General features: G+C 61.6%; 20 protein-coding genes and 1 pseudogene. 10 read left to right on the forward strand and 11 right to left on the reverse strand.

Features of this window, described 5'->3' with window-relative positions:
- Positions 1 to 34: 34 nt before the first annotated feature.
- From M6D32_RS10935 to M6D32_RS10960, 6 genes are all read right to left on the reverse strand, one after another.
- On the reverse strand, positions 35 to 1,345 hold the full coding sequence (locus tag M6D32_RS10935) for a nitrate/sulfonate/bicarbonate ABC transporter ATP-binding protein (protein ID WP_298255919.1): 1,311 nt from the start codon (positions 1,343 to 1,345) through the stop codon (positions 35 to 37).
- Between the two features lie 347 nt (positions 1,346 to 1,692).
- Positions 1,693 to 3,426 carry an ABC transporter permease subunit gene (locus M6D32_RS10940; RefSeq protein WP_298255920.1) on the reverse strand — a complete coding sequence of 578 codons (1,734 nt, stop codon included), beginning with the start codon at positions 3,424 to 3,426 and terminating at the stop codon, positions 1,693 to 1,695.
- 107 nt (positions 3,427 to 3,533) lie between these two features.
- The gene (locus tag M6D32_RS10945) at positions 3,534 to 4,235 is read right to left on the reverse strand and encodes an MgtC/SapB family protein (RefSeq protein ID WP_298255921.1); all 702 of its coding nucleotides are present in this window, start codon (positions 4,233 to 4,235) and stop codon (positions 3,534 to 3,536) included.
- Positions 4,236 to 4,853: 618 nt separating this feature from the next.
- On the reverse strand, positions 4,854 to 5,870 hold the full coding sequence (gene dmeF / locus M6D32_RS10950; protein WP_298255922.1) for a CDF family Co(II)/Ni(II) efflux transporter DmeF: 1,017 nt from the start codon (positions 5,868 to 5,870) through the stop codon (positions 4,854 to 4,856).
- A gap of 7 nt (positions 5,871 to 5,877) precedes the next feature.
- Positions 5,878 to 6,156, reverse strand: a complete 279-nt coding sequence (locus M6D32_RS10955) for a metal/formaldehyde-sensitive transcriptional repressor (protein WP_298255923.1) — start codon at positions 6,154 to 6,156, stop codon at positions 5,878 to 5,880.
- Between the two features lie 93 nt (positions 6,157 to 6,249).
- Entirely contained in the window at positions 6,250 to 7,065 is an 816-nt protein-coding gene (locus M6D32_RS10960; RefSeq protein WP_298255924.1) for a creatininase family protein, read from the reverse strand.
- Positions 7,066 to 7,135: 70 nt separating this feature from the next.
- On the opposite strand from M6D32_RS10960, the gene M6D32_RS10965 reads away from it, so the two are divergent.
- From M6D32_RS10965 to M6D32_RS10995, 7 genes are all read left to right on the forward strand, one after another.
- Entirely contained in the window at positions 7,136 to 8,158 is a 1,023-nt protein-coding gene (locus tag M6D32_RS10965) for an ABC transporter substrate-binding protein (RefSeq protein WP_298255925.1), read from the forward strand.
- 11 nt (positions 8,159 to 8,169) lie between these two features.
- Positions 8,170 to 8,982, forward strand: coding sequence for an ABC transporter ATP-binding protein (locus M6D32_RS10970; protein ID WP_298255926.1), 813 nt, complete (start codon positions 8,170 to 8,172; stop codon positions 8,980 to 8,982).
- A gap of 74 nt (positions 8,983 to 9,056) precedes the next feature.
- On the forward strand, positions 9,057 to 9,815 hold the full coding sequence (locus M6D32_RS10975; RefSeq protein ID WP_298255927.1) for an ABC transporter permease: 759 nt from the start codon (positions 9,057 to 9,059) through the stop codon (positions 9,813 to 9,815).
- Positions 9,816 to 10,805: a 2-hydroxyacid dehydrogenase gene (locus M6D32_RS10980; protein ID WP_298255928.1), complete on the forward strand. Its 990-nt coding sequence runs from the start codon at positions 9,816 to 9,818 to the stop codon at positions 10,803 to 10,805.
- On the forward strand, positions 10,805 to 11,491 hold the full coding sequence (locus tag M6D32_RS10985) for an AprI/Inh family metalloprotease inhibitor (protein ID WP_298255929.1): 687 nt from the start codon (positions 10,805 to 10,807) through the stop codon (positions 11,489 to 11,491). Before M6D32_RS10980 ends, M6D32_RS10985 begins: the two co-directional genes overlap by 1 nt.
- A 122-nt stretch (positions 11,492 to 11,613) precedes the next feature.
- Positions 11,614 to 11,967 (forward strand): YciI family protein, encoded by a 354-nt coding sequence (locus tag M6D32_RS10990; protein WP_298255930.1) that lies wholly within the window; start codon positions 11,614 to 11,616, stop codon positions 11,965 to 11,967.
- 31 nt (positions 11,968 to 11,998) lie between these two features.
- Positions 11,999 to 13,279 carry an RNA polymerase sigma factor gene (locus M6D32_RS10995; protein WP_298255931.1) on the forward strand — a complete coding sequence of 427 codons (1,281 nt, stop codon included), beginning with the start codon at positions 11,999 to 12,001 and terminating at the stop codon, positions 13,277 to 13,279.
- A 50-nt stretch (positions 13,280 to 13,329) separates the two neighbouring features.
- Here the strand turns inward: M6D32_RS10995 and M6D32_RS11000 are convergent.
- Positions 13,330 to 13,494: pseudogene (locus tag M6D32_RS11000) on the reverse strand (JAB domain-containing protein); the annotation flags it as partial.
- A 381-nt stretch (positions 13,495 to 13,875) separates the two neighbouring features.
- Between M6D32_RS11000 and M6D32_RS11005 the strand changes: the two are divergent.
- The 3 genes from M6D32_RS11005 (at position 13,876) to M6D32_RS11015 (ending at position 17,170) form a co-directional block, all read left to right on the forward strand.
- On the forward strand, positions 13,876 to 14,520 hold the full coding sequence (locus tag M6D32_RS11005) for a response regulator transcription factor (RefSeq protein ID WP_298255932.1): 645 nt from the start codon (positions 13,876 to 13,878) through the stop codon (positions 14,518 to 14,520).
- A gap of 46 nt (positions 14,521 to 14,566) precedes the next feature.
- Positions 14,567 to 16,429 carry an ATP-binding protein gene (locus M6D32_RS11010; RefSeq protein ID WP_298255933.1) on the forward strand — a complete coding sequence of 621 codons (1,863 nt, stop codon included), beginning with the start codon at positions 14,567 to 14,569 and terminating at the stop codon, positions 16,427 to 16,429.
- Between the two features lie 288 nt (positions 16,430 to 16,717).
- Positions 16,718 to 17,170, forward strand: coding sequence for a nuclear transport factor 2 family protein (locus M6D32_RS11015; RefSeq protein ID WP_298255934.1), 453 nt, complete (start codon positions 16,718 to 16,720; stop codon positions 17,168 to 17,170).
- Positions 17,171 to 17,328: 158 nt separating this feature from the next.
- On the opposite strand, the gene radC is transcribed toward M6D32_RS11015, so the two are convergent.
- From radC to M6D32_RS11035, 4 genes are all read right to left on the reverse strand, one after another.
- Positions 17,329 to 18,051, reverse strand: a complete 723-nt coding sequence (gene radC, locus M6D32_RS11020; RefSeq protein ID WP_298255935.1) for a DNA repair protein RadC — start codon at positions 18,049 to 18,051, stop codon at positions 17,329 to 17,331.
- Positions 18,052 to 18,136: 85 nt separating this feature from the next.
- Positions 18,137 to 18,673, reverse strand: a complete 537-nt coding sequence (locus tag M6D32_RS11025) for a hypothetical protein (protein WP_298255936.1) — start codon at positions 18,671 to 18,673, stop codon at positions 18,137 to 18,139.
- Positions 18,674 to 18,811: 138 nt separating this feature from the next.
- On the reverse strand, positions 18,812 to 19,633 hold the full coding sequence (gene map, locus M6D32_RS11030) for a type I methionyl aminopeptidase (protein ID WP_298255937.1): 822 nt from the start codon (positions 19,631 to 19,633) through the stop codon (positions 18,812 to 18,814).
- Between the two features lie 102 nt (positions 19,634 to 19,735).
- On the reverse strand, positions 19,736 to 21,046 hold the full coding sequence (locus M6D32_RS11035; RefSeq protein WP_298255938.1) for a mechanosensitive ion channel domain-containing protein: 1,311 nt from the start codon (positions 21,044 to 21,046) through the stop codon (positions 19,736 to 19,738).
- Positions 21,047 to 21,253: the final 207 nt, after the last annotated feature.

Here is a 21,253-nt window from a genome sequence, read left to right on the forward strand (position 1 = left end):
TTCGTCCCTGCCTGTACGGGGATGACGGCCGGAACTAATGCGGGTTTTCGAGGCTGTAGGTTTCCGATTGTTCGTCATAGGCGAACAGTTCGGCATAACGTCCCCATGACACGATGGTCTTCAGCGTTTCGTCGGCCGCCTGCTCGCTCATATAGTCTTCCAGCTCGTTGCGAAAGCGCGCTTCGGGCGCGGTGTGCGAAGGCCGCTCGTCAAGCACCCGCCGGACCAGGCCGATGACCGGCACGTAGTTGATCATATGCTCGGCGAACAGCCGTTTGCGGGCATCGGTTTCCAGGTTGGCGAAACGCTTTCCGGCATCGGTCAGCATCAGGTCGCCCTCGCTCAACTGGGCAAAGCGCAGAAGCTGCAGCGACTCGCCGAGATGGAAGATTTCATCCGCCTCGAGCTGCAAGTGATTGGCCAGAACCGGCAAGTCCGCATGGCCGTTGTAGGGCGGCGCGGCCAGCGTCTCGATCAGGCCCGACAACACGTTGGAGGAGACGTGATTGAGGATCATGCCGACGCCGGTGCCCTGGATGCCTTCGAGCGTCGGCGCCTTTGGCTCGGGGCGCTGCGTCATGCGGGCATAGATGCTGTCGACCAATTGGCGGAAGGCCGGGTCGAGGCGTTTGCGCGGATGCGGCAGGTCGACCTTGATCTCGGAGGCGACGCGGCCGGGGTTGGACGAAAACACCAGGATGCGGTCGCACATCAGCACCGCTTCCTCGATGTTGTGCGTCACCATCAAGACCGACTTGATCGGCAGGCGGCCTTCGATCCAGAGATCGATCAGGTCGGTGCGGAGCGTCTCTGCCGTCAGCACATCGAGCGCCGAGAACGGCTCGTCCATCAAGAGCAGATCCGGATGCACGACCAGCGCTCGTGCAAAGCCGACGCGCTGGCGCATGCCGCCCGACAATTCCTTCGGATAGGCGGATTCAAATCCGTCGAGGCCGATCAGGTCGATCGCCGCCAGCGCGCGCTTGCGTCGCTCGGCGCTCTCGACGCCCAGCGCTTCGAGGCCGAGTTCGACGTTCTGCAGCACCGTCAGCCATGGAAACAGCGCGAACGACTGAAACACCATGGAGACGCCGTTCGGCGGTCCCACGATGGTCTCGCCGCGGCATTTGGCGTCGCCAGATGACGGGCTGACCAGCCCTGCGATGATCCGCAACAGCGTCGACTTGCCGGATCCGGAGCGGCCGAGCAGGCCGACGATCTCGCCTGAACGGATGGTCAGGTCGACCTTCTCAAGAACCAGCAATTCCTCGCCGCTGCCCTTCGGGAAGGACCGGCAAACGCCGCGGATATCGAGCAGGTTGGCTTCTTTGAACGTATCGAGCATCGGGACTTCCCTTCAGAGCTCCGATTCCGAAGTTCGCAAGCTATCGCGGCGACCTCTGATGCGAACTTCGGAATCAAAGGAGCTCTGGCAAATAATGGTCTTTTAGTGGTCCAATTCTAACATTCGCATCCCTTCTCGGCGGCCACTTCTGCGAATGTTAGAATTGCTGGACCACTAGCAAATATTAGATTCTAGTGGAGTTTTGGATTTGACATTCGCTTGACGAACTCGTGGCCAGGTGGGTAGCGAATGTCAAATCCACTCCACTAGTGCGGCTTCGAATTTGAAGTTCCTATGAAGAACATGTCGCGACCCTGATAGGAACTTCAAATTCGCCGCACTTGCGTTTATCCGAGGCGAAGGCGGCGTTCTCCGAAGGCGTAAAGCGGCCTCCAGATCAGGCGGTTGAACAAGGTGACGAGGACGCACATCACGAGGATGCCGAGCACGACGCGCGGAAAGTCGCCGGCCTCGGTCGCTTGAGCGATATAGGAACCAAGTCCCCTGGCCATCAGGTGGGTGTTGCCCCAGCTCGCCACTTCCGCGACGATCGAAGCGTTCCAAGAGCCACCTGAGGCGGTGATCGCGCCCGTGATATAATAGGGGAAAATTCCCGGCAGGATCGCCTTGATCCACCACCGCCATCCGCGCAGGTGGAAGCTGCCGGCGGCCTCACGAAGATCGCTCGGGAAGGCGCTCGCGCCCGCGATCACGTTGAACAGGATGTACCACTGGGTGCCGAGGATCATCAGCGGGCTCAGCCAGATATTGGCGTTGAGGCCGAGGCGCACGATGATCAGCACGAATACCGGAAAGGCGAGATTGGCCGGAAAGGCGGCCAGAAATTGCGCCAGGGGCTGCACGCGTTCGGCGATTTTCGGCCGCAAGCCGATCCAGACGCCGATCGGCACCCAGATCAGCGAGGCCAGCGAGATCAGCACGATGACGCGGGCGAGCGTGATGAAGCCGTCGCCCACGGCCGTGAAGACGTCCGGCAGGGTCAACGTCGTCGACATGAACCGATAGGCACGCCAGCCGGCGTAGCAGGTCGCGGCCCCAATCAACGCAAGCCAGAGAGCATCGACGAGGCGCGACGACGACTCGGCCTTCATGGGCAGCCGCAGGCCTTCCGGCAGTCGCACATGCAGGTTCGAAAATACCTTGTTGGCGGCCGCGAAAGGCGCGGTCAGCGCCCGCAAGGCGCGCGTGCGGCGGAACAGGTCGAGCATCCAGGAAGTTGGAGCTGCGGCGGATGCCGTCTGCTCGAAACGAAACTTGTCGGCCCAGGCTACGACGGGGCGGAACAGCAACTGGTCGTAGGCAATGATCACGAGCAGCATGGTCAGGATGGCATAGCCGATCGCCGGCAGATCCTGTTTCTCGATACCAAGCGCCACATAAGAGCCGATGCCGGGCAGGGTGACGGTGGTGTTACCGACCGTGATGGCCTCCGAAGCCACGACAAAAAACCATCCGCCCGACATCGACATCATCGTGTTCCAGATCAGGCCGGGCATGGCGAAGGGCACGTCAAGTCGCCAGAAACGCTGCCATCCCGATAGATGAAAACTCTGCGAGGCGTCCTCGAGATCCTTCGGCACGTTGCGGATCGACTGGTACAGGCTGAAGGTCATGTTCCAGGCCTGGCTGGTGAAGATCGCGAACACGCAGGCGAGTTCGGCGCCGAACACCTGGCCGGGAAACAGATTCAGAAAGAACGCGACCGTAAAGGTGAGGAAGCCCAGGATCGGCACCGATTGCAGGATGTCGAGCAGCGGGATCAGCACAATTTCCGCCCGTCGGCTCTTGGCGGCGAGCGTGGCGTAGCAAAGCGTAAAAATGATCGAACAGACGAGGGCAAGCAGCATGCGCATCGTCGTGCGCAGCGCATAAAGCGGCAAATGCCTGGGATCGAGCGAAACCGGAGAGGTGTCGAGCGCCGATAGCGGCAGCGTGGTCTGCTCGCCGCCATAGACGATCAGCACCATCGCGCCGACGACCAGCACAAGAGCGACCACGTCCCAGATGTTCGGCCGCAGCGCCTGTCCCAGTCTCGGCGTAAGGATTTCGTCCAGCGTCATGCGTGCTGCCTTGGTTCGGATGCCTTGGGGACAGGCTGTCTTGATGACCGGTCTATCGGCGAGCTGGGATCTGAAAGAGCATCGGATTTTCGCAATTGCAAGTCTGCTTATTCCAGAATGGGTCCGACGCTCCAGCTCGCTGCCGAAACGGTCGGCTCCAGGCTGAGGCGGCCCACGACCTGTTCGAGCACCGCGTCATTCTTGATCGCCGAGGTGAGCCTGGCGTTGACCTCGACGCGTCCGCTTTCCTCCAGATCGGTGCTGTCAAGCTGCCGCAGGCTGAGCTGGCCGTTGCCGGTGCCCTGCAACAGTAGGGCCCGGACATGGGCCTCTTCGGGGCTGCGGCAGACGACGCGGACCCTGTAGCAAAAGTCGGTCTCGGCCTGCGCAAACGGCTGGCGGTTGATAAGCCGGACCAGCGGCCGCAGGGTCAGGTTGACGAGCACGACAAACGCCGTCGCCGCCGCCGCGTGCAGCGGACGTCCGCCGCCTGCAAGCAGTCCGACCGCGGCCGAGCACCACAGCGTCGCCGCCGTGTTGAGGCCGGTGACCTGAGGTCCCTCGCGAAAGATGATGCCGGCGCCGAGGAAGCCGATCCCCGAGGCGACCTGCGCGGCGACATGAGTCGGGCTTGCCTCGCCCGGAAACAGGCTTTCGAATACGACAAAGCTCGCCGCGCCGATCGCAACCAGCGTGTTGGTCCGCAAGCCCGCCATCCGTTGGCGCCATTGCCGCTCAAACCCGATGCAGGCGCCGAGCAGCGTCGCAACGCCGAGGTTGAACGCGGTCTGGTCGATCGACGTGATCATGACCGGATTCCCGTTTGGTTTTGCGGATTCTGGGCAAAGCGAGGGCCCGCGCCAAACAGGCAGGCTGGAAATATATTGCTGTTCTTCTTGAACATCGCTCGCCTCCACTTCCGCGATCAGCGCGGCAGGCCGGGGAGCGAACAGTCCGCCTAAGCGGGACCGCCAATCCTCACGCAGCGAAAGCCGACGCGATCAATTTTGAATGTCGCCGGCATCGTAGTCCCGGGCAGGGCCGGGATGACGTTGCCGAAGGTGGTACTGCCCATGGTCGATTGATATGGCTGTTGTCAGGATTGAAGGATTTGTTTGACACTAATGTAACTAGAGCTCCGATTCCGAAGTTCGCAAGCTATTGCGGCCTCTCCAATGCGAACTTCGCAATCAAAGGAGCTCTAGCAACTGATTGATTCTAGTGCGGCTTTGAATTTGAAGTTCCTATAACGAACTCACGGCGAAACTGATGGGAACTTCAAATTCGCCGCACTAGTATCGCCGATCTGAAGTCCCTGCAGCACAAGCGGCGAATTCGATCAGGGACTTCAGCTCGATAAAGCGGTACTAGAATCAATAAGCACGCGCGGCACCTACGCCCGGTTCCTGCCGCTGTCAACCGCAGATTTAGGCGAGGTGCTGGACCTCGACGGTGACATGCGACAAGTCCTCGAAATGTGCGAGCCGCTGCCGATAGTGAGCCGGCTCGCGCTGCGCTGACGTCGCGATCGAAACAATGGCGCCGAGGTGTCCGGGTCCGAGCCGCCAGAGATGCAGGTCGGTGACCCGGTCGCCCTCGCTTTCGATCGCGCGCTTGACCTTCTCGGCCATTCCGGCGTCGGGCAGGCGGTCAAGCAGGATGGCGCCGGTGTCGCGTACCAGCCCAATCGACCAGATCGCGATCACAAGCGCGCCGATCAGGCCGGCGAGGGGATCCATCCAGATCCAGCCAAACGCACGCGCGAGCAGCAGGCCGATAATGACCAGAACCGAGACGGCGGCATCGGCCGCGACATGAATGACGGCAGCGCGCATGTTGTTATCGCGGTGATGCCGCCCATCGGAATGATCATGGTCGTGATCGTCGTCGTGGGCGTGATCGTGGTGATACGAATGGTCATGAGAATGCCCATGGCCATGCGAATGATCGTGGTGATGCGCGTGGCCGTGGCCGTGGTGATGGCCGTCGGCCAATAGCCAGGCGCTGGCGATATTGACCAGAAGCCCGAGCGCCGCGATCGGGATCGCCTCGTTGAACGCAATCGGAACCGGATTGAGGAAACGAAGCACGGCTTCATAGGCGATCAGGAGCGCGATCATCGCCAGCACGATGGCGCTGGAATAGCCGGTGAGGTCGCCGAACTTGCCGGTTCCGAACGTGAAATTCGGGTCGGTGGCGTATCTGCGCGCAAATGTGTAGGCGAGCGCGGCGAGCAGCAGCGCGCCGGCATGGGTCGACATGTGCAGACCGTCGGCGATCAAGGCCAGCGAACCGAACAGGGCGCCGCCGACGATCTCCGCCAGCATCATGGCCGTGCAGAGCACGATGACCGCCCAAGTCCGCCGCTCCGCGCGCGCGTGGTCGGGACCCAAAAACACATGGCTGTGCGGCGAGGCCTGAAAGGCAGTGCCTTGGTTCGTCATGTTCGCCTCACTTCAGATAGGTATGAACCACATCGATGAGCTGGTCAGCGGCTTCCGCATTCAGCACGCCGGGATTCTTCTCCGGGTCAACCAGATGGGTGCGAATATGGTCTTCGACCACCTCGGCCATCAGCCCCGCAACGCTGCCGCGGACGCCCGCGATCATGTGCATGATGCGCTCGCATCCAGCCTCTTCCGCCAAGGCCCGCTCGATCGCTTCGACCTGGCCGCGGATACGGCCGACGCGCGCAATCAGCTTCTTTTTCTCTTTGATGGTATGGGACATCGCTAAAGCGAAATATAGGGTACCCCCCTATACTATGTCAACCGCGGCCCCGGATGCGCCGGTAACGCGTGCCGGGTCAGCGAGGAACCGCAGTCAGGCTTGCGGACGGTTGGACAGACGTTGCAGGTCGAAGCGGTCGACCTCGGCGAGCAACTCGCAGAAAGCGCGGGCGCCCTGATCCAGCAAGCGCTCGCCCTTTTCTGTGGAGGCAAGCGTCGCATCGCCCACAGCGCCGCTCGGATGAAGATCCTGGGTCTGCCAGGCAAAGGGCGCGGGGCGCTGGGTGGAGAGCCAGCGAAACTCCTTCTTCATCGCAATGGTCGAGGGGCGGAAATTGGCGATTCTCTCGCGCCGCACCTGTTCGCGATATCGCGCCAGCATGATCGACGTTTCGACGGCGCCGCCATGGATGCCGTGCTCGATCTCCTCGGCGGGAAACAGCGTCTCGGCCGACGAGAGTCGGCCCCAGGCCGTCGTCACCACCAGCATTTTGGCGCGCGTGCGCAGCTCCTGCGCCACCAGGCTCATCGCGGCGCTGTTGCCGCCGTGACTAGTGACGATCACGAGCTTTTTGAGACCGGCCTGCGCGATGCTTTCGCCGAGCGCGATCCAGTTCTGGATGGCGGCTTCCGGAGATAGCGTCAGCGTCCCGGGGAAGTCGGTATGCTCGGATGAGATTCCGATGCGCTCGATCGGCAGAAAGGTGACCGGCATGGCGTTGGTTAGCAGTTCTCGCACCCGCGCGAGATAGGCCTCGGCGATCAACACATCCGTTTCGAGCGGCAAATGCGGTCCGTGCTGCTCGGTCGCCGCCAGCGGCAACACCGCGATCCATCGCGCGCGATCGACACCTGCTGGGTCAAGCCGGCCAAGGTCATTCCAATCGCGGGGCGGGAGGGTTGCAGTCATGGCACAAAGATAGTTTGTATGGGTTCTCTATCGTTCGCATCATGCGGCCAAAGGCCCGCGGAGTCTAACCATGAAGCCACCTCTTTTGCCGCTGATGTTAACGGCTTTCCTGGGGGCCATGGTGGGTGCCACATCGCCGGCACACGCCCAGACCAAGCTGGACAAGGTGTCTTTCGGCACCAACTGGGTGCCCGAGGGTGAGCACGGCGGATTCTATCAGGCCCTTGCCGACGGCACTTACCAAAAATATGGCCTCGACGTCACGATCGTGCCCGGCGGTCCGAACGAGAACAACCGCATGCTGCTGGTCGCGGGCAGGATCGACTTCTTCATGGCCGCCAACACGCTGATGTCGTTCGACGCAGTGGCCAACAACGTGCCGGTCGTCACGGTGGCGGCGATCTTCCAGAAGGATCCGCAGGTTTTCCTGACGCATCCGGAATCCAAGATCACCAAACTCGAGGAGCTCAAGCCGCTGACGCTGTTCGTCTCGAAGGAGGGCATCTCAAGCTATTACCAGTGGCTCAAGTCGGAATATGGATTTAGCGAAGACAAGGTAAAGCCCTATACCTTCAATGCCCAGCCGTTCATCGCCGACAAGCATAGCGCGATGCAGGGCTATGTCACGTCAGAACCCTATGGGGTCGAGAAAGCGGCCGGATTCAAGCCCGGCGTAATTTTGCTCGCCGATTATGGCTGGAACACCTATTCGACGCTGATCGAGACGCGTCGCGACGTGATCGACAAGAAGCCGGATCTGGTGCAGCGCTTTGTGAACGCTTCGATGATCGGCTGGTACAACTATCTCTACGGCAACAACACCGCGGCCAATGCGATGATCAGGAAACTCAATCCGGAAATGACCGACGAAATGCTCGCGTTTTCCGTCGCAAAAATGAAGGAATACGGGATCGTCGATTCCGGAGATGCCTTGCACGACGGCATCGGCGCCATCAACGACGCGCGGATGGCAAGCTTCTTCGACAAGATGGTGCGCGCCCATGTCGTTCGTCCCGATATCGATTATCGCAAGTCCTACACACTTCGTTTCATCAACAAGGGTGTCGGCCTCGATCTCAGGCCCAGGAATTAGGTTGCCGGGAAATGGCGAACTCGCCGGCGTCGAGGGGATCGGGCATTGAACCCGCAGGGCTTGCGGTCGATCTGCGCGACGTCGTCAAGGCCTATGACAACGGCGTCGTCGCGCTCGGGCCGATCAATCTCGCCGTGCGCCGTGGCGAATTCGTCTCCCTGCTCGGGCCATCCGGCTGCGGCAAGTCGACCGCGCTCCGGCTGATTGCCGGTCTGAGCAATCCGACCTCGGGCACCGTCGAAGTGGCGCGGCCGGCTCGAACTGAGAACGGCCGGCATCCGATCGGCTTTGTGTTTCAGGAGCCGACGCTGATGCCGTGGGCTACCGTGCGCGAGAATGTCCGCCTGCCGTTGAAACTCGCGCATGTTTCGCTTTCGGAATCCAGCGAGCGTATCGACGCGGCGCTGGCGCAGGTCGGGCTTTCTGAATTTGCAGCGAGCCACCCCCGCGAACTGTCCGGCGGAATGAAGATGCGGGTCTCGCTGGCCCGCGCGCTCGTCACCGATCCCGACATCCTGTTGATGGACGAGCCGTTCGCAGCACTCGACGAGATCACGCGCTTCCGTCTCAACAATGATCTCCTGGCGCTTTGGCGCAGCCTGTACAAGACCGTCATCTTCGTCACCCATTCCGTCTTCGAGTCGGTCTACCTGTCGCAGCGGGTGCTGGTGATGACATCGCGGCCCGGGCGCATCGCCACTGAAATCGGCGTCGAAACCGCCGAGCCGCGCGGCGAGGAGTTTCGTACCTCCGCCGATTATGCCGGCTACTGCCGCAAGGTATCGGAAGCACTGGCGCCTGCCTATTCGGGGCAATCCGCATGATCGCGCCCAACGCCTCTCGATCGGTTGCCGCTCCACCGTCTCAGGGCAACGGCGCTGCACGTCTCGTTCGCCTCATGTTGCCCATCATCGTGCTCGCGGCGGGCATCGGCGTGTGGGAACTCGTGGTCCGCCTCGATGACATCCAGCCCTACGTACTGCCTGCGCCGTCAGCCATCTTTGCAACACTGATCCGCGATTGGGGCGTGCTCTCGCAATCGCTGCTCACCACGCTTTTGACGACGTTCGAAGGTTTTGTCGCGGCGGCGATCGGTGGCGTTGCGCTGGCGCTATTGTTCAATCTGTCGAAGTGGCTGGAATATTCGCTATTCCCCTACGCGGTGGTGTTGCAGGTCACCCCCGTGATCGCGATCGCGCCGCTGCTGTTGATTTACCTGTCGCAATCCACCGCCGTGGTGGTCTGCGCCTTCATCGTCGCCTTTTTCCCAGTGCTATCCAACACGACACTCGGTCTGAGTTCGGTGGATCGAAATCTCGCCGGCCTGTTTCAGCTTTATGGCGCATCGCCTTTGCAAACCCTGTTCTTTCTCAAGCTGCCTGCGGCGCTGCCGTTCGTGCTGGGCGGGCTTCGCATCGCGGGCGGCCTGTCGCTGATCGGCGCAGTCGTGGCTGAAATTGCGGCCGGCTCCGCCGGCGCGGGATCGGGGCTTGCGTATCGAATTGCCGAATCCGGTTACCGGCTCAACATTCCTCGAATGTTTGCGGCCTTGCTGTTGCTCTCAGTCGCCGGAATTGTCATTTATGGGTTGCTGGCGCTAACCTCGCATCTGTTGCTGCGGCGCTGGCACGAGAGCGCGATTGGAAAGGAAAATTAGATGGCGGGCGGAAATATCTCATCGGAGAAGATCGATCTTCTGATCTATGGACCGAACAAACCGATCATCGACAAGGGCTTTTCCGATCAATACATTCTCCATCCCGCCGAGACACGCGCCGATCTCGAGCGCATAAGTCCGGCGGTGGCTGGGAAAATCCGCGGCGCCGCGGTGACCTACGGCACCGCCCGATGCGACGGCGGCGTGATGGCGATGTTCCCGAAGCTCGAAATCGTGGCGTCCTTTGGCGTCGGCTACGATCACGTCGAAGCCAACTATGCGCGCGAGCATAACATTATCGTGACCAACACGCCCGACGTCCTCTCCGAGGAAGTCGCCGACATCGCGATGGGCCTTTTGATCTCGACCTTGCGTGAATTCGTCAAGGCCGACCGCTACGTTCGTTCGGGCCTCTGGACGACGCAGCAATACCCCTTGAGCGCCGGCTCGCTGCGCGACCGCAAGGTCGGATTCGTCGGCATGGGTCGGATCGGCCAGGCGATCGCGCGACGGCTGGAGGCATCGCTGGTGCCGGTGGTCTATCATTCGCGTAATGCCGTCTCAGGCCTCAAATACCAGCACTATCCCGACCTGATCGAGATGGCGAAAGCCGTCGATACGCTGATGGTGATCGTGCCCGGCGGTCCCTCGACGGCGAAGATGATCAACGCCGATGTGTTCAAGGCGCTCGGCCCGCGCGGCGTTATCGTCAACGTCGCGCGCGGCTCGGTCGTCGATGAAGAGGCGTTGATCGCGGCATTGAAGTCCGGCACCATTCTGGCCGCAGGCCTCGACGTGTTCGCCAACGAGCCTGCCGTGCCGGATGAACTGAAGGCGATGCAGAATGTGGTGCTGTTGCCGCATATCGGTTCGGCGTCGGTCGTCACCCGCAATGCGATGGATCAGCTGGTGGTCGACAACCTGAAAGCCTGGTTTGGCGGCAAACCGCCGCTGACCCCGATTGCGGAAACGCCGGCGAAGGGCCGCTGATGCGCCGCGCGGCGATCATGTTGCTGGCCGCGCCGCTCGTCTGCGGACATCCGGCCGCCGCGCAGGATGCCGCCGTCCTGAAAAAGGACATGATCGGCCAGTGGGAGCTTGCCACCACGGAGCGCAGCAAGACCTGCGTCGTGACGCTAAAGGGCGACACGACGCCACAAGGCCTGAAACTGGAGCTTGAGCCAAGTTGCGCCAAGGCGTTGCCATTCTCCAAGGACATCGTCGCCTGGAACATCAGGGGACTCGATATCGTCCGCTTGCAGGATGCGGCCGGAGAGCCCGTGATCGACTTCACCGAGGTCGAGAGCGGCATTTTCGAAGGTGTGCGGCAGGGCGAGGGCGTCTACATCCTGCAAAATCTCGCCGCTGCGCGCTCGCTCGCCAAATCGATGGACCAGATGATCGGCGACTGGGCGATGGTGCGTGGCAACGGTCAGGCCATTTGCGGCCTGACGCTAACCAACACCGATACGGGCCATGACGATTTCAAGGTGTTCCTGAAGCCGAAATGCGATCCCATCGTCGCCGCATTCGCGCCGACGCATTGGCGGCTCGATCACGGCCAGATCGAGCTGATGTCTGACAAAGGCGAGACCTGGCAGTTCGAAGCCGACGACAACGCGCAATGGCGTCTGGTGCCCGACAGCGCCGATCCTCTGCTCATGGTGCGGCAGTAGCCGCGAAGGTGCCAAATTTTTTTGAGGGACTCGTGTCGATCTGCAGCCGGCTGGTTCGTCGAACCATTAGCGAGACAGTTCGCAGGCAAGGCGCCCGCGGCTCGCCCTGAGGGAGTTTTGACATGCGCTTCATGTATCTCGTCACACATCCCGGTCCATCGGGAAATCCAACGCCCGAACTTATGGAAGCGATGCACAAGCTTGCCGACCGGGAGATCAAGGCAGGCCGCATGCTGGACAACGGTGGTCTGATGCCGGTTCAGACGGGTGCCCAGGTACGTATCAAGAACGGCAAGCTGAGCGTAATCGATGGCCCGTTCGTCGAAGCCAAGGAGGTCGTCGGCGGCTATGCGATTTTCGAGCTCCGCGACAAGGAAGAGGCCGTGGCGATGGCGCGAGAGTTCATGCAACTCCACCTCGATCATATGCCCGGCTGGGAAGGAACGTGCGAACTTCGTGCGTTCGCGGGCCCTTGACCGCCGTGCCCAGGAACGGTCGCGGTCGGCCGTGACGACCACCGATATCCATCACGCCATTCTTGCCGTCTGGCGGATCGAGCAGCCCCGGCTCATCACGAGCCTGTCGAGGATGCTGCGCGATGTGCCGCTGGCGGAGGAGTTGACGCAGGACGCCCTGGTGGCGGCGCTGGAGTCCTGGCCAGCCACCGGCATTCCCGAGCAGCCGGGAGCGTGGCTGATGGCAACGGCCAAGCGCCGGGCGCTGGACCAGCTGCGCCGCGCCCGCATGCTCGCGCGCAAACATGAAATGGTCACGCTCGAGCTGGAAGCGGAGCAGCAGGCGATGCCCGATATGGATGCCGCGCTCGATGACCACATCGGCGACGAGTTGCTTCGGCTCATCTTTACAGCGTGCCATCCGCTGCTGTCGCATGAAGGGCGTGTGGCGCTGGCGCTGCGGATGATCTGCGGACTGACCACCGAAGAGATAGCAAGGGCGTTTCTGGTTTCGGAAACTACCGTCGCCCAGCGCATCGTGCGCGCGAAGCGAACGCTTTCCGAATCGGGACTGGTTTACGAGACGCCCCGTCGGGAAGAGCTGTCGGAAAGGCTCGCTGCTGTGCTTGAAGTCGTCTACCTCATCTTCAACGAGGGCCATACTGCCGCACGCGGCGAGGATTGGCTGCGGCCGCAGCTGTGTCAGGAAGCGCTCCGTATCGGCCGGATATTGACCTCGATCGCACCCCGCGAGCCCGAAGCCCATGGCCTGCTCGCGTTGATGGAGCTGAACGCTTCGCGGACCGCAGCGCGTACAGATGCCGCGGGTGAACCTATCCTGATGGGTGACCAGAACCGCGCCTTGTGGGACCAGTTGCAGATCCGGCGAGGAATGCTGGCGCTGGGCCGCGCGCGTGAACTCGGCGGGGCTGGGGGTTTTTATGTGCTGCAGGCGGAGATCGTTGCCTGCCATGCGAAGGCCGGGACGGCGGCCGAGACCGACTGGCGGAGGATCTCGGCGTTTTATTCAGAGCTGGCAAAACGCGCGAATTCGCCCGTCATCGAACTCAACCGCGCCGTCGCGGTCGGAATCGCCGAGGGACCGGCGGCCGGACTTGCGATCGCGAACCGGCTGGTGGGCGAGCCGGCCCTCAGGACCTACCATCTGCTTGAAAGCGTTCGCGGTGACCTGCTTTGCAAGCTCGAACGTTTCGAGGAGGCGAGGGCGGCATTTGAGTCGGCCGCCGCGCTCGCGAGCAACAAACGAGAGCGCGATTTCTTGCAGCGGCGTGCCGCAGAGGCGGCGCGTGCGGCAAGTTCGCCTACCGATTAGACTTGGCCGTCAGTAGTTCGGTTCACCGTTTCGCATCGGCGGCCGTTCGGCTAGATCAACTTCATCCCGCGCAGGCTCGCATGCCCGTTCTTGCCGACGATGATGTGGTCGTGCACGGAAATGCCGAGCGGCGAGGCGATGCCGACGATCGCTTTCGTCATCTGGATGTCGGCCTGCGAGGGCGAGGGATCGCCGGAAGGATGATTGTGCACAACGCGCCGCGAGACTTATCGATTTGATATCATTTAAGTTATTGCCGAAACCTGTCAGTGGGGACCGCTGATAGGGGCGGTAGATGGTGCATGTTCGTGATTATCCCGATGAGTCAACCTCGGCCCCGTGGCCTACTCCAGCGGTACGGTTGATCATCGAATTGCTCTGGGATCAGGTCTGCTTTGGGTCCCTCAGCGACAACGATGGAACCAGGCTCGAGATCGACCCTTCCGAATACAGTCGTTGATCGCAGGTCGAAATCGTCGACCGGCATCCTCAAAACAAGCAACGGATATGACAGCCATCCCGTGTTTGCGGTATGCTCAAAATGGAAATTAACCCCTATCCTTGCATGCCGCGGCCCTTGCTTGGGAGAGGGCATCATGACGACAGTGATGGTAGTCGAGGACGACCCGGCGTTTCTGACCAGGTTTTGCAAGATCGTGGCCTCCGACTCCGAACTCGAACTCTTTGCCGCGGTGGCTGACGTCGCCTCCGCCCGTCAGGCGATGAGCAAGGCGACACCTGACGTGTTGCTGACGGACCTGGGACTTCCCGACGGTAGCGGCATCGACCTGATCCGCGAAACAGCGCGCCGCTATCCCGACACGGACATCATGGTTATCACGGTTTTCGGCGACGAAGATCATGTGCTCGCCAGCATCGAGGCAGGCGCGACAGGCTACATCCTCAAGGACAGCCTGCCCCAGGAGTTCGTCCACTTGATCAAACAGCTGCGCGCTGGGGGCTCCCCGATCAGTCCGGTCATCGCCCGGCAGTTGCTAAAGCGGCTCAAGCCTGCGGGAATCGCGGCGGCAGTGCAGCCGATGGAGGAGACCCCGCTGTCGGTGCGGGAGTCGGAGGTGCTGGGCTTCATCGCCAAGGGCTTCGGCTTCGGCGAGATCGCGCGGTTGCTTGGCGTGTCGCAACACACCGTCATTTCACATGTGAAGAATATCTATCAGAAGCTCGCCGTGCATTCACGCGGGGAGGCAGTCTATGAGGCCGGAAAGATGGGGCTCATCTAGGTCCGTCGGCGGGGTGGTTCTGCGGCCGCCACAAAATTCGCTGCCCTTGGCGCGTCTGTGTGCAATCGCGCTTGTTCTCGAGTTGGCGCTCGCGCCGATTCCGTCTCTCGGAGCTACGGGCGAGTCCCTGCTGCGCCTCGACCATGCCGAGTTTGTCCTGAGCGACTCGTCGGAGGCACCGTCGGATTCACTCGCTTGGCAGCCGCAGGGCTTGCCGGATGACTGGGTGGCTTCGCGTCCGGATGTCTGGGGATACGGCTGGTATCGGCTGCGTTTCGTTCTACCCGGCGAACCGCATGAGCTATACGCCGTTCACCTGCCTGTGCTGAAGGGTGTTGCGGCTTTGTATGTGAACGGAGGGTACATAGGACAGACGGAAACCTTTGGACGAGGGGACAGCACCGATCGACCGTCGCTCGAGACGCCGTTACTCGTACCTGAGCGCGGCCTTTTCGCCCATGTCCCGCGGCTTTTCGCCATACGGCCTGAACTGCTGCATACGGGCGTGAACACCGCCTACGTGCGCCTGCAGGTCAGGCGCGGCGCGTCCGGCGTTTTATCGCGCGTCACGATAGGACCGGAGCCTCTGGTGCGCTCCGAATATGACCGAACTGTCTTCGTGTCACTCAGCGGCCCTGGGATGATTTCAATTTTTTCGGCAGGCTTCGGAGCCTTCATCCTGCTCTTGTGGCTGCGTCGACGTCATGAGTCGATGTACGGCTATTTCGGATTGACCGCGCTCGCGTTCGCTCTCTTCGTCGCCGGCAGATTTGTCATCACCGAGCCGCCGATCCCATTTCCCTACTGGGGCATCTTGGTGTGGGTGGGATTGGAAGGTTACATCGTATTCCTGTGCCTTTTCGCGCTGCGCTACGCAGGTTGGCGCTGGCCGCGTCTGGAGCGTTGGCTCTGGGCCTATCTGGCTGTTTCGCCATTCATCGACTACGCGTCCTTCGTCGGGATCGGGGGATGGATCCCTCAGCATTGGTGGCTCATGACCTTCGTGCTGACCCTTGTCTATGTTGGGGTTTTTTGGGCGACCGCTTGGCGGCGAAAGACGCTGGAGACGCTGGGCCTCGCCGTCGCCGGCTCAGTCAAGCTCATCATCTCCGCCAACGAGCGCCTGCTGCCCCATCCGATTGATTTGCCACGGTATCAGCCGTTTGCCTACGTGCCGATGTTCATGATGATCGGCTGGATCCTGATCGATCGCTTCGTGAAGTCGCTCAACGAATCGGAAAAGCTCAACGCCGAATTGGAGCACCGTGTGGCACAGAAGCATGCCGAGCTGGAGCAGAGCTACCGGCACATGCAGCAGATGGAGCGGCAGCAAGCGATCGTCGAAGAGCGCCGCCGGATCATGCGCGACATGCACGACGGCATCGGAGCGCAGTTGATCTCGGCCTTAAGTCTGGTCGAGCACGGCGAATCTTCGGCAACGGAAATCGCCGCCGCCTTGCGCGAATGCCTCGACGACCTTCGACTCACCATCGATTCGCTGGAGCCGACTGAAAACGACCTTCTCCCAGTGATGGGAAACCTGCGCTACCGGCTCGACGGACGGCTGCGCAAGCAAGGCATCGACCTCGACTGGCAGGTGAGAGAGGTACCGGGTCTCTTCTGCCTGACGCCGCAGAACGTGCTGCACATTCTGCGCATCCTGCAGGAGGCCTTCACCAACATCGTCAAGCACGCACATGCATCTAGCATACACGTAGAAACCGGATTGGATGCGGCCGGTGAGCACGTCTACATCCAGGTACGCGACAACGGCACAGGCTTCTGCGGCGAGCACGCCGGTCGCGGTATCGCCAGCATGAGGCATCGCGCGAAAATCATCGGCGGCCGCCTCGAAATCAAGCCATCCGCCGCGGGCACGACGCTCAATCTGTTGCTGCCGGTTTCTTAAACCACCGCAACAACGCGCCGCCTCGGTTCGTCCGGTCTGCGCACTGCGTGAGAGCGCAACCCGTGTTTGCGGGATGGGTTTCCATATTCGCGGGATTCCGCCGCTTCCATCGCGCCGGTACGCTGGGATTTGTCACGCGCGCCGGGCTTCACGATTTGCCAGGCGGCGCGAGAGGACTTGTCAACCATCACGCGGTCGCGTGGGAGATCAAATAGGAGCTTACGCACGCGATCTCCGGGCCCGGGGAACTGCTCCGGCGACGGCCTGATCGATTTTGGAGGTTCAGCAATGAAAGCGAAATATGTGCTCTGTGCAGCTCTGCTGGTTGCGCTCACTGCCGTCGGCAGCGCGCGGGCCGAGGATATGCGTGCCGTAATGGAGGCGGACAACGCGCGTTGGCTCGCCGCATACAACACCAATACGCCGGCGGCGTTTCCGGCGATGTACACGAAAGACGCAGTTGTGCTGCCGCCTGGGGCGCAGCCGGTCAACGGACGGCAAGCAATTGGACGGTTTTGGGAAGATCGCCTCAAGCCAGGCAACAGGAAGGACCATACGTTCGAGATCGTCAGTATTGGGCAGGATGGCCGATATGCCTATCAGGAAGCCCACTGGACGCTCAACATCATCAACAAAGCCGGCGAGGCGACGAAGGTGTCGGGGAACACCGTCCGCATCTTCGAGCACCAGCCCGACGGTGCCTGGCTCACCAAGTTGCACATCTTCAATCTTAGCCAATGACGATCGCGCGGAACCGGCGAGTCCGCATTCATGGCGTCGCTCCACTGCGGCAAGCCCGGATCATCATAACAACCCGGTTGTCATGGTGGAGCCGACACAAGCCAGGCTGCTGAGGAGGCAATCTGCCGGAGCAGAACCGGCGTCGTGCGATCGCGCCCTCACATCAACTTCAGCCCCTTCATGCTCGCATGTCCGTTTTTGCCGACGATGATGTGGTCGTGCACGGAAATGCCGAGCGGCGAGGCGATGCCGACGATTGCTTTCGTCATCTGGATGTCGGCCTGCGAGGGCGAGGGATCGCCGGAAGGATGGTTGTGGATCAGGATCAAGGCGGTCGCGGATAGTTCGAGCGCGCGCTTGATCACCTCGCGCGGATAGACTGGCGTGTGGTCCACTGTGCCGGTCTGCTGCACCTCGTCGGCGATCAGCTGATTGCGCTTGTCGAGAAAGAGGATGCGAAACTGTTCCTTGTCGGCAAACGCCATGCTGCTGCGGCAATAGCCGATGACGTCATTCCAGGACGATAGTGCGACGCTGCGCTTGATCTCGCCCTTGGCGATGCGGTCGGCCGCGGCGGCGAGCAGCTTGAGCTGGGTAATCGATGCATCGCCGATGCCGTCGATTTCGCGCAGCAGGTTTTCCGGCGCATGTACGACTTCCGCGAACGAGCCGAATTTCTTCAGGAGCAATTTGGCAATTGGTTTGGTGTCCCGGCGCGGCAACGCGGCGAACAGCGCCAACTCCAATAGTTCGTAATCGCTCAGCGCCTCCGGGCCGGCGTCGTAAAAACGCGTGCGCAGCCGCTCGCGGTGGCCATGGTAATGCGGCGCCTCTTCGCGCGCGGCCTTTGGATTGTCCGGATCGGTACTCTCGCTGCCCATTGGCCCCAATGTGCCGCGGCGGCGGAGTTTTGCAACCGGGAAGTGGGGCGGGGCCTGCGAAGCCGGTCCTCCGGCTGACGGCGTTTTAAGCCTGGGGTCTGCGTTTGAAGTAAAACTCGGCGGTGAGACGCCACGTCTGCCGCTCGTCGGCGGATTCGCGGCTGACCCAATGAAAGGAATTGGCCGTGATCTCGAAAAAGCACCATTGGCAGATCGTGCCGTTTGCCTCGCGATATTCCTGAATGATGTCGGGCCCGGTCTGCCGCCCGGTCATCCTGTCGTGCTTCTGCCTGACCGGGTCGATGAAGGTGATGTCCCAGTGGTCGGCCTTCGGATCGTAAACACGCAACGTCGTCCCATACATTCTGTCGATCTCGCCGGGCGCCCGTCCACGGCGCGCAGGCGCGATCCAGACGTCTTGAATGGCGCGGCCTTCGAGCGCCCAGCCGAAATGAACTTCCGCCGTGGAATCGGAGCGATCGCCATTGGCGCCGTACCGCGTGAGTGTTCCGTCCCATGCGCCGACGAACTGCCCATACAGCATCATCTTGCCGGCGCGGTCATGCGCCGGGCCGTCGGTGCCGCACAGCGCGTCGATAAAAGAACGGGATTCGTTGGCCATCGATCGTCTCCGGGGGATGCTTCGCGTCTGCGGCGAATATCGCCAAAGGCCGGGATCATCGCTTGGAGAAAATTGCGCTCGCAGCGGCCCCGCCGGGGGCTTCGAGACCGCTAAGCCGGTGGCGGATTATTCGCCGGATTACGTGGCTGGCGGCTTCTCGCCGTGGCGTTCCGACAGCGTAAAGATCTCGAAGCCGGTCGCCGTGACGCCGACCGAATGCTCGAACTGGGCGGACAGCGAGCGGTCCCGCGTCACCGCGGTCCAGCCGTCGGACAGAATCTTCACGTGTGGCTTGCCGAGATTGATCATCGGCTCGATGGTGAAGAACATCCCGGGCTTGAGCGGCACGCCTTCGCCGGGTCGGCCGACATGAATGATGTTCGGCTCGTCGTGGAACAGCCGGCCAAGGCCGTGGCCGCAGAAATCGCGCACCACGCTCATGCCCTGCGGTTCGACGTAGCCCTGGATCGCATAGCCGATGTCGCCAGTGGTGGCGCCTGGCTTGACGGCGGCAATGCCGCGCATCATCGCCTCATAGGTCACCTCGATCAGCCGCTCGGCCTTTCGCGCGATCGGGGCAATCGCATACATCCGGCTGGAATCGCCGTACCAGCCATCGAAGATGAAGGTGACGTCGATGTTGACGATGTCGCCTTCCTTCAGCGCGCGGTCGCCGGGCATGCCGTGGCACACCACATGGTTGATCGAGGTGCAGGTCGAATAGCGATAGCCGCGATACGTCAGCGTGGCCGGAAAGGCATCGTGACTGAAGGCAAACTCCCGCACGAAATCGTCGATCTTCGAGGTCGGCATGCCGGCCTTGACGATGTCGGTCAGCTCGTCGAGGCATTTTGCCACCAGGGAGCCCGCCTTGCGCATGCCGGCAAAGGCGCCCGGGCCGTGCAGCTTGATCTGCCCGGTCTTGCGCAGGGATGTATCTGAAGCCTCGACATAGCTCATGGGCGGGTCGTGTCTCGAAGGGGTTCTGATTGAAGGATCTAATTTAATGATTGGCGCGCGCCGCGCAAGTTGCTCGCCAACGCCGGAACCAGAGGTGGAAGGTTAATTCGAGACTTCCACCGACGTTTCGACCGGGAGTGCCCCGCCGCGAACCCGGAGCTCGCGCACAGGGTAGGGCACTTTGATGCCCTCGCGCTTGAACGCCTCCCACAGCGACAGCATCACCTCGCTCTTGACGTTATCCATGCCGTCGGGGTCCGCGATCCAGAAGGTCAAGGAGAACTTCATGCCGGTCTCGCCGAATTCGGTGAGAATGCAGTTCGGAGGCTTGGACTTGATGGCGCGGGGGGCTGCGGCCGCGATTTCGATGGCGAGCTGGCACACCCGCCGCGGATCGGATTCATAGTTGGTATTGAAGGTCACCTTCACCAGCGTGTTCTTGTCGGTATAGGTCCAGTTGGTGACCTTTTGCGTCACCAGGTCCTCGTTCGGAATCAGGAATTCGCGGCCGTCGCCGGCAGCCACCGAAATATAACGCGTCTTCATCGCGCTGATGCGCCCGGAGCTGTCGCCGATGGTGACGAGGTCGCCCGGCTTTACCGACTTGTCCGCGAGCAGGATGATGCCGCTGATGAAGTTGGCGACGATTTTCTGCAGACCGATGCCGATGCCGACGCCGACCGCACCCGAGAACACCGCCAGCGCCGACAGGTTGATACCAACCGCGCTTAGGGCCAGCGCAATTGCGACGATCATCAACCCCATGCGGATCATCTTCACCAGCAGCACCTGGATCGATGGGGTCAGGTCCGAAGACTGGTTGATGCGGCTTTCGGCAAAATTGCTGGCGATGTTGGTGACCCAGAGCGCGGCGATCAGGATCAGGCCGAGCTTGATCACGAGCAGCGGCGTCAGGCGCAGCCCGCCCAGAACGACCGAGACCGAATCGAGCGCATCAGCCATCGGCTCGAGTTGGTTGATGACGCTGAGCGCCGCGATCACCCACGCCGTGACCGAGACCAGCTTGACCAGGGTTGCGTTACGGATGACCGACGTCATCAGCCGGATGACCAGCCAGGCCAGCGCGAGCTTGACCGCGACCACCAGCATGTAACTGCGGCTCGGCCAGGTCGAGTGGTACATCACGATCCGCGCGCCGATGATCAGAACCGTAAACATGATGGTGGGGAAACTTTCCACCAGCACATGCGCCAGCCGACGCAGCGGCAGCGGCCACCGCCGGGCGAGGGAAGTGGTATCGACGCGTGCCTGAAATGCGGCATTGGCTGCCAGCGCAATCCCGGCGGCAACCAGGATCAGGCCGAATTGCAGATAGAAGAAGGGTGAGGAGATTTCAGCGCCCGTGGAACTCGCCACCGTTCGCAGGTAGTCGATGATGTCGTTAAATTCCATCGTCAAAAATCTCGGGGTCGGGCAGATCGTCCCAGGGCGGGTGTGATTCGGACGATTTTCACATAACCGCGTCGCCCGCGCCATCATCACCAGCAGCCTCGGTACGGAATGGCGCGGAAAATCGAGCTTCGGCAAAATGGGGTTGGCGTCGAACTGTGGCGACGATAAGGATGCTAGTGCTCACTTTCCGAAGTTCGTGCTCCATCG

Source organism: Bradyrhizobium sp., assembly GCF_027307225.1.
In the GTDB taxonomy this organism is placed as follows: domain Bacteria; phylum Pseudomonadota; class Alphaproteobacteria; order Rhizobiales; family Xanthobacteraceae; genus Bradyrhizobium.

Excerpts from the sequence above, each read along its gene's own strand:
- M6D32_RS10975 (WP_298255927.1), top strand. The coding sequence starts at position 9,057 with ATGTTGCCCATCATCGTGCTCGCGGCGGGCATCGGCGTGTGGGAACTC.
- M6D32_RS10990 (WP_298255930.1), top strand. The coding sequence starts at position 11,614 with ATGCGCTTCATGTATCTCGTCACACATCCCGGTCCATCGGGAAATCCA.
- M6D32_RS11025 (WP_298255936.1), bottom strand. The coding sequence starts at position 18,673 with ATGGCCAACGAATCCCGTTCTTTTATCGACGCGCTGTGCGGCACCGAC.
- radC (WP_298255935.1), bottom strand. The coding sequence starts at position 18,051 with ATGGGCAGCGAGAGTACCGATCCGGACAATCCAAAGGCCGCGCGCGAA.
- M6D32_RS10940 (WP_298255920.1), bottom strand. The coding sequence starts at position 3,426 with ATGACGCTGGACGAAATCCTTACGCCGAGACTGGGACAGGCGCTGCGG.
- M6D32_RS11015 (WP_298255934.1), top strand. The coding sequence starts at position 16,718 with ATGAAAGCGAAATATGTGCTCTGTGCAGCTCTGCTGGTTGCGCTCACT.
- M6D32_RS10955 (WP_298255923.1), bottom strand. The coding sequence starts at position 6,156 with ATGTCCCATACCATCAAAGAGAAAAAGAAGCTGATTGCGCGCGTCGGC.
- M6D32_RS10935 (WP_298255919.1), bottom strand. The coding sequence starts at position 1,345 with ATGCTCGATACGTTCAAAGAAGCCAACCTGCTCGATATCCGCGGCGTT.
- map (WP_298255937.1), bottom strand. The coding sequence starts at position 19,633 with ATGAGCTATGTCGAGGCTTCAGATACATCCCTGCGCAAGACCGGGCAG.
- M6D32_RS10965 (WP_298255925.1), top strand. The coding sequence starts at position 7,136 with ATGAAGCCACCTCTTTTGCCGCTGATGTTAACGGCTTTCCTGGGGGCC.
- M6D32_RS10945 (WP_298255921.1), bottom strand. The coding sequence starts at position 4,235 with ATGATCACGTCGATCGACCAGACCGCGTTCAACCTCGGCGTTGCGACG.
- M6D32_RS10980 (WP_298255928.1), top strand. The coding sequence starts at position 9,816 with ATGGCGGGCGGAAATATCTCATCGGAGAAGATCGATCTTCTGATCTAT.
- M6D32_RS10985 (WP_298255929.1), top strand. The coding sequence starts at position 10,805 with ATGCGCCGCGCGGCGATCATGTTGCTGGCCGCGCCGCTCGTCTGCGGA.
- M6D32_RS10970 (WP_298255926.1), top strand. The coding sequence starts at position 8,170 with ATGGCGAACTCGCCGGCGTCGAGGGGATCGGGCATTGAACCCGCAGGG.
- M6D32_RS10960 (WP_298255924.1), bottom strand. The coding sequence starts at position 7,065 with ATGACTGCAACCCTCCCGCCCCGCGATTGGAATGACCTTGGCCGGCTT.
- M6D32_RS11005 (WP_298255932.1), top strand. The coding sequence starts at position 13,876 with ATGACGACAGTGATGGTAGTCGAGGACGACCCGGCGTTTCTGACCAGG.
- dmeF (WP_298255922.1), bottom strand. The coding sequence starts at position 5,870 with ATGACGAACCAAGGCACTGCCTTTCAGGCCTCGCCGCACAGCCATGTG.
- M6D32_RS11035 (WP_298255938.1), bottom strand. The coding sequence starts at position 21,046 with ATGGAATTTAACGACATCATCGACTACCTGCGAACGGTGGCGAGTTCC.